Raw genomic sequence first — 14,203 nt, 5'->3', positions numbered from 1 at the left:
GCTTTCCGGTTTGGCGCTTATCCGGAGCTTGCCACAGGGCCGCGGTCCTGTTCACGCAGGGCTGTCTTGAGGATTTTGCCGTAATTGTTCTTGGGCAGCGCATCCACGAACACATAACGCTTGGGCCGCTTGAAGCGCGCGATGTGCTCTATACAGAACCGATCGAGCTCCTCCGCGGTCGTGTCACCGACGACATAGGCCACGACGATCTCACCCCATTCGGGATCCGGCCTGCCGATGACGGAGGCCTCGCGCACCGCTTTGTGCTGCAATAGCACCTCCTCGACCTCTCGCGGGTAGATATTGGTACCGCCGGATATTATCATATCCTTCGAGCGATCCTTGAGGGTGAGATAGCCATCCTCATCGAGCACGCCCATATCACCGGTCAGAAGCCAGCCGTCCCGTATGGTCTTTGCGGTCGCGTCGGGGTTCTGCCAATAGCCGGCCATGACGATCGGGCCGCGGCAGGCAATCTCGCCGGTCTCGCCGGTGGCAAGCGGCCGGCCGTCGCCATCGACGATGCGCATCTCAAGGCAGGAGAAGGGGACGCCCACGGATGCGAGCCGCTCGAGCCAGCGCGGATGGTCGCGATCGGCGATCACCTGCTTTGACAGTTTGGTGATGGTCATCGGGCTCTCGCCCTGGCCGAAGATCTGCGCGATACGCGGGCCGAAGCGCTCGAAGGCGGCACGTGCATCCTCGAGATACATGGGGCCACCGCCATAGGTGATGGTCCGCAGGGCGCTCACGTCGAAATCGGCCGTCTGGGCCAGCATGCGCTTGATCATGGTGGGCGCGGCAAAGAAGGACATGCGCCGCCAATGCTCGGCAAGGGCGAAGATCTCCTCGGGCTCGAAGCCGCCGCTCTCGGGCACGACATTCACCGCCCCGCGCATGATGTGGGGCTGCATATAGAGGCCCGACCCATGGCTCAAGGGGGCGGCATGGAGGATCGTGTCGCCGGGCTCCGTCGGGTCGACCTCGGCGAGGTAAGCATAAGACATAACCGCGAGATTGCCATGGGTGAGCATGGCGCCTTTCGGCCGGCCCGTGGTGCCGGAGGTATAGAACAGCCAGGCCACGTCATCGATGTTGCGGGCGATGACAGGGATCGGGTCGGCGGTGAGCAGCTTGCGGTAATCCGCATTGCCGATGGGGATCAGCGCCTCTAGCGTCTTTGGGGCAAAAGGGGCGACGGTGTCACGCAAGCTCTCGGAGACGAATGCGATGCGCGCCCCCGATTGCTCAAGAATATATCCGAATTCGCTGCCATGGAGCTTGGCATTGCAGGGCACCGCCACAAGGCCCGCAGCCCAGATGCCGTAGAGCGCCTCGGCATATTCCGGCATGTTCTTGGCGATGATCGCAACCCGCTCGCCATCGCTAAGGCCGAAGCCGTTGCGCAGGGCACCGGCGATCCGTGCCGCTCGCTCGGCAAGCTCGCCATAGGTCGAATGGAGGCGGGTGCCGAAGCCGATGGCGGTCCGGTTCGGATCGGCCCGGCCCCATCGCTCCAGCCAAAGCGCAAGATTCATGAGCATCCTCCCGGTCGAGGCACCGGCTTACCGGCGCGAGGCTGATCCATGCGCGATCACGTATATTCCGGGCGCTTGGGCGTAAACACATCCAGGTTCAGCACCGGCTCATCGCCGATCACCTCGCCCCAATGGGTCACATTGGGCGGAATGAGCAGAAGGGAGCCGGGCCCCATCACGTGCTCCTGGTCGCCGACGAAGAACTTGATGCGGCCCGCCATGATATAGGCGATCTGCTCGTTGGGATGGCTGTGGGGCTTCGGCTCATGACCCGGCATCAGCTTGTGCAGGGTGACGGTTGCCCCCTCGCCATGAAACACCTTGCGTTTGACGCCGGCGCGCACCGGTGTCCAGGGGATGGCGTTCCAGTCGATCGCGTGCAGATCCATGACGTAGCTCCTTATTTGGCAGCACCCAAGAGGCCGCTGGGTCGGACGAAGAGGAAGAGCAGCAAAACGGTAAGTGCGGCGACGTTCTTGAGGCCGGCATCCAGGAAAACGACAGCGACCGCCTGGGCGAGACCCAGCATGATGCCGCCGAGAAAGGCGCCGAAGGGCCGCCCAAAGCCCCCCACAATCGCGGCAATGAAGCCGGAGATCGCAAAGGGTACGCCGACATTGAAGGCCGTGTACTGGGTGGGTGTGATCAGGATCCCCGCGATTGCGCCGAGCGCTGCGCTCAGGGCGAAGGACAAAGCCAGCATGCGGGAGACCGGGATGCCCTGCAGCATGGCGGCCTCGCGATTGATGGCGCAGGCCCGCATTGCCTTGCCCACCTTGGTCGATTTGAAGAAGGCGCCGAGCAGGGCAATGATCAGGAGGGACGCGCCTATAATCCAGATGATCTGGTAGCCGATTGCCACATTGCCGATGCGGAGCGGCGGCAGATCGGTGAAGACGGGCAATGTCTTGGGCTGATCACCGACCAGGATGAGGGTTGCTCGCTCGACCACGATCTGGGCGGCAAGGGTTGCCAAGATCATGACGAAAATGGTCGCGTTACGGTCCCACAAGGGGCGCACGACCACACGCTCGAGAATAACGCCGCCGATGGCCACAACGAGGGTTGCGAGCACGGCGGCCAGCAACATCGGCACGCCGGCGGAGGCAAAGAGGCTGTAGGTGACAATGCCGCCCAGCATCACGAAGGCGCCTTGCGCGAAATTCACGATGCCGCTCGCATTGTAGATCACGCAAAAGCCGATGCCGACGAGCCCGTAGATGCAGCCGGTCGAGATGCCGCTCACCAGGGCCTGGGCGAGGAAGGTCATATCAGGCATGGGCGGCCTCCTTATCCCCGAGATAGGCCCTGAGCACCGCCGGGTTGGTGCGAATCTCCTCGGGCGTTCCTTCAGCAATATGCTTGCCGAAATCGAGGACGGCGATACGGTCGGCGGTGTTCATCACCAGGTTCATATCGTGCTCGATGAGCAGCACCGTGGTTCCCTGATCGGCAATGCGCCGGATCATCTCGCTCAAGCGCTTGCTCTCTTCGGTGTTCAAGCCGGCGGCGGGCTCGTCCATGGCGATCAGCTTGGGCTCGGTCGCGAGGGCGCGGGCAATCTCCAGCAGACGCTGCTGGCCGTAGGGGAGAACCGCTGCGCGCATTTCGGCCTGGGCACCAAGGCCGACGAAGTCGAGCAGCCCGCGCGCCCGTTCGTCAACCTCGCGCTCCTCGCGCCGTGCCTGTGGCGTGCGGAACAGGGCGGCGATGAGGCCACCTTTCGTGTGGAGATGCCGGCCAACCTTGACATTCTCCAGCACGGTCAGGTCCTGGAAGAGCTGCACCAGCTGGAAGGTGCGGACGAGACCGCGGGCGGCAATCTTTTCGGGGGCAAGCCCCGTGATCTCTTGATCATCGAAAAAGATGCGGCCATCGGTCGGCGGCAACGCCCCGGAGATCAGATTGAACAAGGTGGTCTTGCCCGCCCCGTTCGGACCGATGATGGCGGTAACTCCCTTGCTCTCGACGGCCAAGCTCACCTGGTCGACGGCTCTCAGGCCGCCGAAAGCGCGGGACACATTCTCAAGGCGCAGGCGGATCATGGGCGCTTCTCCGCCGCCTGGCGCCGGTCGCGCCAGAGGTCGGCGAGGCCTACAAGACCGCGCGGCATGTAGATCAGGATCAGGATGAGGGCGGCACCATAGGCGAGGTCCTGATAGTCCTTGAACTCGCGGAAGGTCTCGGGCAGCACGTTGATGATCAATGCGCCGATCAGCGGTCCCAAGATGGTGCCGATGCCGCCGATATAGAGCATGGTAAAGGCCAGGATCACCATGTGCAGGCCGAAGACTTCGGGGCTCACGAAGCCCACCACATGCACGAAGAGCGAACCTGCGATGGCAGCATAAGCGGCCGAGATCAGAAAGGCGATGAGCTTGTAGCGGGCGACATTGATCCCCAGCGCGCGGGCGGCATCCTCGCTGCCGGCAATAGCGACGAGCGCGCGGCCGAGGCGCGAATGGCGGATGCCGGCGGCGGCCAGGATCGCGAGCGCTGCGAGCACCGCCAGCATGATCAGCATGGCTTGATCCGAATAGGCCTCAAGACCGCCGATCCCCATGGGCGGAATGCCGGAAATCCCCATATAGCCGGCGGTCACGGAATCCCATTCGACGGCCACCTCATAGACGATGAGGCCGACAGCAAGGGTTGCCATGGCGAGGTAATGGCCTTTGAGGCGCAACGTGGGATAGCCGATGATCGCAGCCGCGATCAGCGCGCCGATGACCCCCGCGACCAGAGCCACAAGGGGCGGCCAGCCATAGGTGGTGGTCAAGATGGCCGAGGCATAGCCGCTGATGCCGGCAAAGGCGTTCTGGCCGAACGAGACCTGGCCCGCATAGCCCATGAAGAGATTGAGGCCCGTCACGAAGATCGCGTAGATCAGCGCGAAGTTCACGATCGAGATGACGTAGCCGCCAGCGGTATAGGCATAGGCGAGGAGGCCCAAGCCGATGATGGCGGGCAGCGCCAGCCACAGCCACCTCGTCCGGGGCTGCGCGCCGGTCACGCTGCGCCAGCGGTCATGTGAAGTAGTACTGGGCGAGGTCGTCATGGGACTTAATCTCACGGGGATCAATCTCGGCCACGACGCGCCCGGTCGACAAGAGATAGGCGCGATTGGCAAGCTCAAGCGCCAGGGGCGCCTTCTGCTCGACAAGGAGTACAGACAGGCCGGCGCGGTTGAGGGATCCCAAGGTTTCCAGAATTTCTGAGACGACACGCGGCGCAAGCCCGAGGGAGGGCTCATCGAGCAGCAGCACCTTGGGGTCCGCCATCAGAGCACGGCCCACTGCCAGCATCTGCTGTTCGCCACCAGAGAGCGAGCCCGCGGTCTGGGTCATGCGCTCCTTCAGCCGCGGAAAGAGCTCCAGAACGCGGGTCAGCCGGCGCTCGAACTCCTGCCCATCGCTCAGACGATAGGCACCGAGCTCGAGATTTTCCGCAACCGACATCGGACCGAAGATCCCGCGGCCCTCAGGCACCAGCACGATGCCGCGGGCCGCCACCGCCACCACATTGGCGCGGGGCAGGGGCGTGCCGCGAAAACGCACCTCACCGGTATTGGCGGTCAAGCCCACGATGGCGCGCAGCAGGGTCGACTTGCCCGCGCCATTGGGGCCGAGCACCGCGACAAGCTCGCCCTCGCCGACATAGATGTCGGTCGGCTGCAGGGCCTGCACATGGCCATAGCGGGCCGCAAGCGCTGCCGTCTCCATGATTTTGTCGCGGGTGCTCAACGCCGCCATCTCAGTTCACGATCTTAACCTGGCCATCGATGATCTGGCCGAGCACGAAGGGGTTCTTGGTGATGCCTTGATGGTTCTCGGGCGAGAAATTGTAGATGCCGGTCGTGCCCTGGTAGCCGGTGATCTTCTCCAGGTTATCGCGCACAGACGGGCCTTCGATCGAATTGCCCTTCTCGATGGCGGCAACGGTCAGCATCACCGCATCCCAGCCGCGGCCGGCCCAGTTGGGATCACGATCGCCATATTGCTTCTTCCAGGGCTCGAGGAAGCGGTTGATCTCGGTCTTCAGGGGGCTGTCGGGCAGGGCGTCATAGACCTGAGACGGGGAGGCGACGAAGAAGAACTTATCGCCGAGAACCTCGGCCACCGGGCGGAACACCTCGAGATCCTCGAGGCTCGTGAGCAAGAGCATGTCGAGGCCAAGCTGCTTGATGTTCTTGGCGGCGGTGAGCGTGGTGCCACCAAGGCCGATCTTCAGGATGGCGCCGGCGCCGGCAGAGGCCATCTTGGAGATGATGACGCTGAGATCGGCATCATTCGTCTTGTATTGCTCAACGCCGACGAGCTCGATGCCGTAATCCTTGGCGATCTTGACCGCAACGTCCTTCTGCAGGTTGGCATAGGGCGAGGGGTCGTGCATCACGCCCACTTTGCGGATATTGGTCTTGTCCTTGAGATATTGCAGGCGCGTCTCGATCTCGAAGCGCGCGGGCGGCAGGGTCGAGAATGCCCATTTCACGTCGCTCTCGGTCTTGGGCAGGATCGAGCACAGGACCATCGGGATTTCAGCGCGCACGACCTGGGGCGCCGCGGCCATGTTGCCCGCGGAGACACAGCCGGAAATGAAGATGTTCACCTCATCCGAGCTGATCATCTTGCGATAGACGGTCACCGCATCCTGAGGCTCGGAGCGGTTGTCCTCGACGATCACCTCGAGCTTGTGGCCGAGCACGCCGCCCTTGGCATTGACCGCGTCGGCAGCAACCTTCACGCCGTCCGACCAGGCACGGTCGACGGTTGCGGCATAACCGGTCAGTCCGGCGGCAATGCCGATCTTATAGGGTTCCTGGGCATGAACCTGGCCGGTTGCGAAGCCTGCCGCCAGCAGGCTTGCCGCAATGGCCAAATGGGATAAGCGCTTCTTCATTTAACGGTCCTCCCTCCTTTTATTGGCGGTCAGCTTGCCGCCGGTACACCATAGCCGCCGCCGCCCGGCGTCTCCAGCACGACCACGTCGTCAGGATTCATGGTGAGCTTGCGCGCCTCGCTCACATCCTTGCCATTGACCAGGAAGCGGCCCGCGGCACCGGCCGCACCTCCGCCAATGCCATCCGGCCCCTCATTCAGCCGGCTCGGCACCGCATTGAGCAGCCACTGATCCTTGGTCATCATACGGAACTGAATGACCTGGCCGTCGCCGCCACGGGTGCGGCCCGCACCGCCAGAGCCGTCCCGCAGCTCCTTGCGATCGAACAGGATGGGCATTGCGGCTTCCAGGATCTCAACCGGCACCGCAGCCACGCCCGTGGGATAGCAGGTGGCGCTGGGGCCAGGCTTTTCGGCGCGGGCGCCCATGCCGCCGGAATAGTTGAACATTGAAGAGGTGAAAGCCTCGCCATCGGCGCGCTTGCCCTGGATCTGGATGGTCCAGACGGCACCCGAGCCTTCCGCCAGCACCCGGTCCGGCATCACATGGTAGAGCGCCTTGAGGATCGGCATCGGCACATACATGCCCACCACGTGGCGGGCATTGACGGGGGCCGGATATTTACAATTCACGATCGAGCCTTCCGGCGCGACAACCTTGATGGGCGCAAGCGACCCGGTGTTGTTGGGCAGCTCCGGGTTGAGGCAGCTGCGCACGGCGAAGGTCGAATAGGCGTGCGTATAGTTCAGCACCACGTTGATGCCGGTGGTGGTCTGGGGCGATGATCCGGTGAAATCAACCGTGATATCGCCCTTGTCCGCGTCCACCGTCACCGCCGTCTTCAGGGTGATAACCTCGCCGCCGGGCACGTCGAATTGGCTCTCGCCGTGGTAGGTGCCGGATTTGAGCTTGCGGATCGCGGCGCGGGTCACCTCCTCGGAGCGGTTGATGATCTCATCCGACAGTTCCTCGATATCGATGAGGCCATAGCGCTTGCACATGGTGATGAGATGCTCGGCTGCGGACTGGCCCGAGGAGACCTGGGCTGCAAGATCACCGAAGACCGCATCGGGCGTGCGCACGTTGCGGCGGATCATGGCGTGCAGCACCGCGTTGGGCTTGCCGCACTCGTAAAGCTTGAGCGGCGGGATCCACAAGCCTTCCTCATGCACATCGCGGGCGCCGGCACCGATGCCATAGCCTCCAATATCGGTGTGGTGGATCGTCGAGCCGATATAGGCAAGCAGCCGGTCGCCATCGAAGATCGGCGTGAGCGTGGTGATATCGAAGAAATGCCCGGCCGACAGCCAGGGATCATTGGTGATCAGAACATCACCCGGCGCGATGTCATTGCCGAAAATACGGGCGAGATGGGCACCGGCAAAGGCAAGAGAGTTGATGTGGCCGGGGGTGCCGGTGTTGGCCTGGGCGACCATGCGGCCGCGCCGGTCGAACAGGGCGCAGGCCAAGTCTCCCGCCTCGCGCACGATGGGGCTGAAGGCGATACGCTGCAGGGCCTTGGACCGTTCGGTCACAATGGCAATCAGGTTCGACCAGAGGATTTCGAGTTCAACGCCGTCCATGGCTTTAGGCTCTCCTCGCCACGATGCAGCCATAGCTGTCGATGGTGGCGGTCCAGTTCGGGGGAATTACGGTGGTGGTCTCGCGCTCTTCGATGATGGCGGGGCCGGCAATGGTCTGCCCCACGGCGAGGCTCAGGCGGTCATAGACGGGCGCGCGGGCGCCATCGCTCCAGGCCTCAACCAGCCGCTCGCCTTTGGGGCGGCCCTCGCTGCTGGGCGGCTGGCCTGCGGCATGGAAGGGAACGACAGGTCCGCGGGCGGTGAGCCGCCAGGTCACCAGTTCGATGGGAACGTGGCTAGGATTGACGCCGTAAAGCCCGTGATAGGCCGCCTCGAAGGCTTGGGCGATCGCGTTTGCGTCGCGCGCTGATCGCGGGTCATCGGCAAAGGTGACGGTCACCTCGTTCTGCTGGCCGAAATAGCGCAGGTCGGCTGCGAATGTGGCGGTGATATCCGCCCGCTTGCAGCCGGCCTCGGCCAGAGCTGCCGCTGCCTCATCCATCATCTCGCTCAGCACCCGGTCGACACGGGTCCAGTCGATGTCATCGAGCTTGCAGAGGTCGCTGCGGACGAGATCCAATCGCACGGGTGTGACCAGCGTGCCGAAGGCGGAGAGCACGCTCGATTGCGGCGGAATGATCACGGACGTGCTTTGCAGGAGGATGGCAACCTCACAGGCATGCACCGGGCCGGCGCCGCCAAAGGCAAAGAGCGGCAGGCCGCGATAGTCGACGCCACGGTCGGTTGCATGGGTGCGGGCAGCCGCGGCCATGGCCTCCGTCACGACGCGGAAGATGCCGCGCGCGGCCTCGGTTTCGGAAAGCTGGAGCTTTTCGGCGAGCGCGCGCATGGCGGTGCGTGCAGCCTTGAGATCAAGGGCCATGTCGCCGCCAAGGAAGTTGTCAGCATCGAGCAGCCCCAGCACGAGATCCGCATCCGTCACGGTGGGGTTCGTGCCGCCACGGCCATAGCAGGCAGGACCCGGGTTCGAGCCCGCGCTTTCCGGGCCAACCTTCAGAAGTCCAAGCCCATCCACATGAGCAATCGAGCCGCCGCCGGCGCCGATCTCGATCATGTCGATCGAGGGCACGATCACGGGGAGCCCCGAGCCTTCCTTGAAGCGGTATCGGCGGTCCACCTCGAAGAGGCCGGTGACCAGGGGCTCGCGGTTCTCGATGAGGCAGGCCTTGGCGGTGGTGCCGCCCATATCGAAGGACATGAGCCGGTCGATCCCGAGCATCTCCGCATAATGGCAGGCGGCAAGCGCCCCGGCTGCCGGTCCACTCTCAATCATGCGGACGGGGTTGCGGCCGGCGGTGTCAGCACCGACCACGCCGCCGGACGACAGCATGATCAGCGGTGAATTGGCAAAGCCCTCGGTCTTCAGCCGCGCGCTCAGGCGCTTGAGGTAAGGCTCGGAGATCGGCATGGCATAGGCGTTCACCGCCGCGGTCGAGGCGCGGTGATATTCGCGGATCTGTGGAGCGACGTCGGACGAGGTGCAGATGAACATGTCCGGAAACCGGCGGCTCAGGGCCTCGGCGACCTTCTGTTCGTTCTCGGGATTGGCGAAGCTGTTGAGGAAGCAGATGGCAACCGCAGCCACGCCGGCCTTTTCCAACGAGTCACCAAGGGACGTGATCGCCTCATCGTCGGGTGCCTTCAGCACCCGTCCATCGGCTGCGATACGCTCGGCCACACCGAAGGTCAGCTCGCGGGGCACCAGGGGCTCGGGGAACTCGATCTGCGGATCATACATCTCGTAACGGTGCTCATTGCGGATGAAGAGCACGTCACGGAAACCTTCGGTGGTCACGAGGGCGGTGGGCAGGCCTTTGCGCTCGATCAGGGCGTTGGTGACGACGGTGGTTGCGTGTACCACCACGCCATTCACCGCATCGGGGCCAAGTCCGGCCTTGTCCAGCACAGAGCCGATGCCGCGAAAGAAGCCTTCGAGCAGATCGTTGTGGGTGGTGAGGGTCTTGTCCACCACCAGCCGGCCATCGGAATTGCGCAGCACGATATCAGTAAAGGTTCCGCCGATATCGACGGCAAGCGAGTAGGTCATCATTGTCTCCAGCCGAGCGTTCCGCCGAGGCTGCGCGAGATGCGGCGGGCGGTCTCCACCACCTGCTCCACCTGGCGCGGGTTGGGTTGTTCGGGAATGAATTGGGTGAAGCCGACAATCGCCAGCGAGCCGGCGAGCTCGCCGCGATGGTCGAAAATCGGGGCGGCCAGCGCGTTGACCCCGGTCACCACCTCATTGGGGGCGGTGGACCAGCCGCGTTCACGCACAAGATCAATCTCGGTGGTGAGCGCGGAGGGATCAACCAGGGTCTGGGGCGTCAGAGCCTTGCGCTGGGCGTCAAGGGTGCGAGCGAGCAGCGCCTTTGGTCCGAAGGCGAGCCAGATCTTGCCATGGGCGCTGGCGTAGGTGGGCAAGCGGGTGCCGGGCCGAGTGCCGAATTCGATTACCGTCTGGCCCTGGATCAGATCGAGGACGACCACCTCATCGTCGATGGCTTTGCAGATGGTCACGGCCTGCCCCGAGGCGTCGCGCAGACGGATAAGCTCGTCGCGGGATGCTTTCATCACATCGAGGCGGCTGCGGGCAGCCTCGCCCAGCACCATCAGCTTCACACCGACCTCATAGCGGCCCGTATCGGGGTCGCGGCGGGCGAAGCCATGACGCACCAGGGTATTGAGATGCCTGTAGACGGTGGCTTTGGAGGCGCCGAAATGCCGGGCGATCGCGGTGAGAGGGGTCGCCTGAGGCTGCTGGGTCAAGAATTCTACGATGCGCAAGGCAAGGTCGAGCGTGCCCGTACCGGCGTCGTTGCGCGGCTCGGGCAAGCCCGGCGCATCATCGGCCCGTAGGTGAATTGCACGATTGTCCTTCACAGCGCTTCCAAGTGTCGTTGTTTTATTATTTGAAACAGAGTTTCAACATTGGAAACACTAGGACCGGGGTCAGGACCTTGTCAAGCCACGAACATTAAAGCGGGTCAAAGGGATCGCCAGCGCAGGATCTGGATCACCGGGTCAGGCCCGGTGATGACGCGCGGGCACCATCATGCTCTGGTTTTGCTCAGGGCATTGCAGGGCCACGTGGGCGGGTCAGCCGCGCATGCGCTCCAGGGCCTGGGCGAGGGCGCAGAATTGCGCCACCGAGACGCGTTCCGCCCGTTCGGTGGGCGCGATGCCAATCTCTTCAAGCAGGGGAGCGGGATCAGTTCCCAGGGCTTGCAGGCTTGAGCGCAGCATCTTGCGCCGCTGGCCGAAGGCGGCCGCCACCACGCGCTCCAGCGCACGCTTATCGCAGGGCAGGGGATTGTGACGGGGCTCGAATTGAACCACGCTGGAGGTCACCTTGGGCGGTGGTGTGAAGGCGCGCGGTGCGATGTCGAACAGAATGCGCGGCTCAGTCCGCCACTGGGCAAGCACCGCAAGGCGGCCATAAGCCTTACCACCTGGCGGCGCGACGATCCGCTCGGCCACCTCGCGCTGGAACATCAGCGTCATCGATCTGTACCAGGGCGGCCAGGGGTCGGTTTGCAGCCAGCCGACGAGGAGCGGCGTTGCAACGTTATAGGGAAGATTGGCGATGATGCGGGCGGGCCGGCTCGCAATAAGGGCTGCCATATCCACATCGAGCGCATCGCCCTCGATCACGGTCAGGCGGCCTTCGGCGGCAGCGGCAATTTCAGCAAGCGCAGGCAGGCAGCGGGGATCGCGTTCAATGGCGATCACCTCGTCGGCGCCCTCGAGCAGCAAAGCACGGGTCAGGCCGCCAGGGCCCGGGCCGATCTCGATCACCACGTGACCGGAGAGCGGTCCACCGGAGCGGGCAATGCGACGGGTCAAATTGAGGTCGAGCAGGAAGTTCTGGCCAAGTGCCTTGCGTGCGGCAAGCCCATGGCGGGCGATCACCTCGCGCAGGGGCGGAAGGTCATCGAGCGCGATCACGTTTGCGCGGCCGCCATCTGGCTTGCCAGCGCCAAGGCTGCGACGAGGCTCGACGGGTTCGCACGACCGGTGCCGGCAAGCGCGAAGGCGGTGCCGTGGTCGGGAGAGGTGCGAATGAAGGGCAGGCCGAGGGTGCAGTTCACACCTTCGTGGAAGCCAAGCATCTTCACCGGGATCAGCGCCTGGTCGTGATACATGCCGAGCACCACGTCATAACTCTGCCGTGCCTCCTCGTGGAACAGGGTGTCCGCGGGCAGGGGGCCGGTCACCTCGAACCCTTCGCTGCGCAAAGCATTCACGGCCGGGGCAATGATCTCTTCGTCCTCGCGGCCCAAAGTGCCCTGCTCTCCCGCGTGAGGGTTGAGGCCGCAGATGGCGATGCGGGGACCGGCAAGGCCGAACCAGCGTGTCAGGTCGCGGGCAACGATGCGGGCCTGCTCGATAATGAGCTGTTGCGAGAGGCGCGTCGGCACATCCTTGAGCGGAATATGGATGGTGACGGGAACCGTGCGCAGGCCGGCTGCGGTGAGCATCATGACGCTCCGGGCATGATGGCCGTGCTCGCGCGCAAGCGTCTCGAGAAATTCCGTATGGCCGGGATGGGTGAAGCCAGCCTCATAGAGCACGTGCTTGGCGATCGGGTTGGTGACGACGGCCGTCGTCTCTCCGGCGAGGGTCAAATCGACCGCCTTGCGGATCGCCTCGATGACCAGCGCGCTCGCGCTTGGCGAGGGCTCACCGGGGATGACGGCGATTTCTGCGGCCACGGGCAGCACGGGAAGGGCATTGGGGAAAATGTCGAGCGCCTCGCTGGGATCGGCAATCTCGCGCAGGGGAATGCTGATGCCGAGGGCCGTCGCCCGGTCGGCGATCACCGACAGCTGTCCGAGCAGAACGAAGGGGAGAAACCTGCCGAGCTCGCGCCGTTGCCAAGCCATCAGCGCGATGTCGGGGCCGATGCCGGCCGGCTCGCCAATGGTGAGTGCCAGGAGCTGCCGGCTTGAGCCCGGTTGCGTTTCTCCGGCGCGCGAGCCTTCCTCCTCAATATTCGCATTTTCTTCGGGCGGAGCGGTATCCGCTTCGCTCGACAATGCTTCAGGCCCCATGCTTTCCCCCGCGCCTTCCAGTTTCTGCGGGTTCATTGGCTGTAGGACGTGTCCTTGTAATCGATGAAGGCGTTGCGACGCAGCTCGCGGACATAGCGCTCGGTATAGAGGCCGATACGCTCGTTGAGGAGCATATTCTCCACCTGATCGCGGCTGACCTCGGGCGGCGCGACACTCTGCTTGCCGCAGAAGCCGATGAGCTGAATGCCTTCCTTGGCGCGGCTTGGTCCAAGGATCTTGTTGACGCCGACCTTGTCGAGCGCCTCCTTGAGCTGCGGCGGCAGGTTCTCCGGCGGCACCGGCACAGTCGGGCGCACCTGCACATTGAAGACGCCACGGGTCGCCTCGCGGACGCTGTCGCAGCCCTTGTAGCGCTGGATCACCTGCTGCGCTTCGACGAAACGCGCATAAAGCAGCTGGTCGGCGGCGGCACCGCCCGCCGTGTCGATCGGCATTCTGATCTCTTGCAGAAGGTAAATGGTGCGCGGCTGACGGCTCGGATCCGATTTGATGGCCTTGAGCCGCTGATCGACCAAGGCTGATTCGATGTTTGTGTTGATGTTGTAACGGGCGGCGATAATCCGGTTCCAGGCGAGGTTCGCCTCGACACGCTGCCTGAGGGTCGACATGTCGATGCGGTGCTTCTTCAGCTGGGCAGCCCAGGAGTCGACCGAATCACCGGCGCGGCTGGCCATTCCCTTGAGGGTCTCGTCGACTTCCTTCGGGCTGATGGTGATCTTGACGCGTTTGGCCTCCTGCACCTTGAGGACTTCGTCGATCAGCTCCTCAAGCACCTCTTTGCGCGCGGCCTTTCCCGCGGCACGGGTGCGAAATCCAATGATCTCGTTCATGCGCATCCGCTGATCGATATCGTAGTTGGTGATCGGACGGTCGTTCACCGTCACCACGACCGATTGCTGCGCGCTTGCCTCGCTCTGCAGCAGGCCGAGTACCGGCAAGGCGAGCAGAATGGCGATCACCGCACCCGAAAACCGCCACTTCCGGTGCAGGCATATTTTGCTGTTGGAACCGTTGCGCATTTCACTCTTCGCACTGAATCGTTTGTCGGCGCCTCAACCAATGACTTCAACCATCAGAGGCTGCCTGAAAT

Annotated in this window: 13 protein-coding genes; all 13 read right to left on the bottom strand. The window is 63.8% G+C overall.

Annotated features, from left to right (window positions below; genetic code table 11):
- Window positions 1-17: 17 nt before the first annotated feature.
- The 13 genes from RCF49_RS02800 to RCF49_RS02740 all read right to left on the bottom strand — a co-directional run bounded on the left by RCF49_RS02800 (window position 18) and on the right by RCF49_RS02740 (window position 14,132).
- Window positions 18-1,538 carry an AMP-binding protein gene (locus RCF49_RS02800; RefSeq protein ID WP_342642529.1) on the bottom strand — a complete coding sequence of 507 codons (1,521 nt, stop codon included), beginning with the start codon at window positions 1,536-1,538 and terminating at the stop codon, window positions 18-20.
- Between the two features lie 56 nt (window positions 1,539-1,594).
- Window positions 1,595-1,927, bottom strand: coding sequence for a cupin domain-containing protein (locus tag RCF49_RS02795; RefSeq protein WP_342642528.1), 333 nt, complete (start codon window positions 1,925-1,927; stop codon window positions 1,595-1,597).
- Window positions 1,928-1,938: 11 nt separating this feature from the next.
- Complete coding sequence (locus tag RCF49_RS02790; protein WP_342642527.1) at window positions 1,939-2,817, bottom strand: branched-chain amino acid ABC transporter permease; 879 nt, start codon at window positions 2,815-2,817, stop codon at window positions 1,939-1,941.
- Complete coding sequence (locus RCF49_RS02785) at window positions 2,810-3,583, bottom strand: ABC transporter ATP-binding protein (RefSeq protein ID WP_342642526.1); 774 nt, start codon at window positions 3,581-3,583, stop codon at window positions 2,810-2,812. Before RCF49_RS02785 ends, RCF49_RS02790 begins: the two co-directional genes overlap by 8 nt.
- Window positions 3,580-4,596: a branched-chain amino acid ABC transporter permease gene (locus RCF49_RS02780; protein WP_342642525.1), complete on the bottom strand. Its 1,017-nt coding sequence runs from the start codon at window positions 4,594-4,596 to the stop codon at window positions 3,580-3,582. The genes RCF49_RS02785 and RCF49_RS02780 overlap by 4 nt, the downstream gene beginning before the upstream one ends.
- A complete protein-coding gene (locus tag RCF49_RS02775) occupies window positions 4,565-5,290 on the bottom strand; it encodes an ABC transporter ATP-binding protein (protein WP_342642524.1) in 726 nt (241 codons plus the stop codon). Before RCF49_RS02775 ends, RCF49_RS02780 begins: the two co-directional genes overlap by 32 nt.
- Before the next feature lies 1 nt (window position 5,291).
- The gene (locus tag RCF49_RS02770) at window positions 5,292-6,437 is read right to left on the bottom strand and encodes an ABC transporter substrate-binding protein (protein ID WP_342642523.1); all 1,146 of its coding nucleotides are present in this window, start codon (window positions 6,435-6,437) and stop codon (window positions 5,292-5,294) included.
- Between the two features lie 29 nt (window positions 6,438-6,466).
- Window positions 6,467-8,020: a hydantoinase B/oxoprolinase family protein gene (locus tag RCF49_RS02765; RefSeq protein ID WP_342642522.1), complete on the bottom strand. Its 1,554-nt coding sequence runs from the start codon at window positions 8,018-8,020 to the stop codon at window positions 6,467-6,469.
- A 4-nt stretch (window positions 8,021-8,024) separates the two neighbouring features.
- Window positions 8,025-10,091 carry a hydantoinase/oxoprolinase family protein gene (locus RCF49_RS02760; RefSeq protein WP_342642521.1) on the bottom strand — a complete coding sequence of 689 codons (2,067 nt, stop codon included), beginning with the start codon at window positions 10,089-10,091 and terminating at the stop codon, window positions 8,025-8,027.
- A complete protein-coding gene (locus RCF49_RS02755; protein WP_342642520.1) occupies window positions 10,088-10,921 on the bottom strand; it encodes an IclR family transcriptional regulator in 834 nt (277 codons plus the stop codon). The genes RCF49_RS02760 and RCF49_RS02755 overlap by 4 nt, the downstream gene beginning before the upstream one ends.
- A gap of 216 nt (window positions 10,922-11,137) precedes the next feature.
- On the bottom strand, window positions 11,138-11,986 hold the full coding sequence (gene rsmA, locus RCF49_RS02750) for a 16S rRNA (adenine(1518)-N(6)/adenine(1519)-N(6))-dimethyltransferase RsmA (RefSeq protein WP_342642519.1): 849 nt from the start codon (window positions 11,984-11,986) through the stop codon (window positions 11,138-11,140).
- Complete coding sequence (gene pdxA / locus RCF49_RS02745) at window positions 11,983-13,128, bottom strand: 4-hydroxythreonine-4-phosphate dehydrogenase PdxA (protein WP_342642518.1); 1,146 nt, start codon at window positions 13,126-13,128, stop codon at window positions 11,983-11,985. Before pdxA ends, rsmA begins: the two co-directional genes overlap by 4 nt.
- Entirely contained in the window at window positions 13,125-14,132 is a 1,008-nt protein-coding gene (locus tag RCF49_RS02740; RefSeq protein WP_342642517.1) for a SurA N-terminal domain-containing protein, read from the bottom strand. The genes pdxA and RCF49_RS02740 overlap by 4 nt, the downstream gene beginning before the upstream one ends.
- Between the last annotated feature and the right edge of the window lie 71 nt (window positions 14,133-14,203).

It is taken from the genome of Rhodoligotrophos sp. CJ14, from assembly GCF_038811545.1.
Taxonomy (GTDB): domain Bacteria; phylum Pseudomonadota; class Alphaproteobacteria; order Rhizobiales; family Im1; genus Rhodoligotrophos; species Rhodoligotrophos ferricapiens.
Note: the sequence above shows the minus strand (reverse complement) of the source record. Positions and strands in the feature narration are given on the sequence as shown.

Excerpts from the sequence above, each read along its gene's own strand:
- RCF49_RS02740 (WP_342642517.1), bottom strand. The coding sequence starts at position 14,132 with ATGCGCAACGGTTCCAACAGCAAAATATGCCTGCACCGGAAGTGGCGG.
- pdxA (WP_342642518.1), bottom strand. The coding sequence starts at position 13,128 with ATGAACCCGCAGAAACTGGAAGGCGCGGGGGAAAGCATGGGGCCTGAA.
- RCF49_RS02795 (WP_342642528.1), bottom strand. The coding sequence starts at position 1,927 with ATGGATCTGCACGCGATCGACTGGAACGCCATCCCCTGGACACCGGTG.
- RCF49_RS02800 (WP_342642529.1), bottom strand. The coding sequence starts at position 1,538 with ATGAATCTTGCGCTTTGGCTGGAGCGATGGGGCCGGGCCGATCCGAAC.
- RCF49_RS02780 (WP_342642525.1), bottom strand. The coding sequence starts at position 4,596 with ATGACGACCTCGCCCAGTACTACTTCACATGACCGCTGGCGCAGCGTG.
- RCF49_RS02765 (WP_342642522.1), bottom strand. The coding sequence starts at position 8,020 with ATGGACGGCGTTGAACTCGAAATCCTCTGGTCGAACCTGATTGCCATT.
- RCF49_RS02760 (WP_342642521.1), bottom strand. The coding sequence starts at position 10,091 with ATGATGACCTACTCGCTTGCCGTCGATATCGGCGGAACCTTTACTGAT.
- RCF49_RS02775 (WP_342642524.1), bottom strand. The coding sequence starts at position 5,290 with ATGGCGGCGTTGAGCACCCGCGACAAAATCATGGAGACGGCAGCGCTT.
- RCF49_RS02785 (WP_342642526.1), bottom strand. The coding sequence starts at position 3,583 with ATGATCCGCCTGCGCCTTGAGAATGTGTCCCGCGCTTTCGGCGGCCTG.
- RCF49_RS02790 (WP_342642527.1), bottom strand. The coding sequence starts at position 2,817 with ATGCCTGATATGACCTTCCTCGCCCAGGCCCTGGTGAGCGGCATCTCG.
- RCF49_RS02770 (WP_342642523.1), bottom strand. The coding sequence starts at position 6,437 with ATGAAGAAGCGCTTATCCCATTTGGCCATTGCGGCAAGCCTGCTGGCG.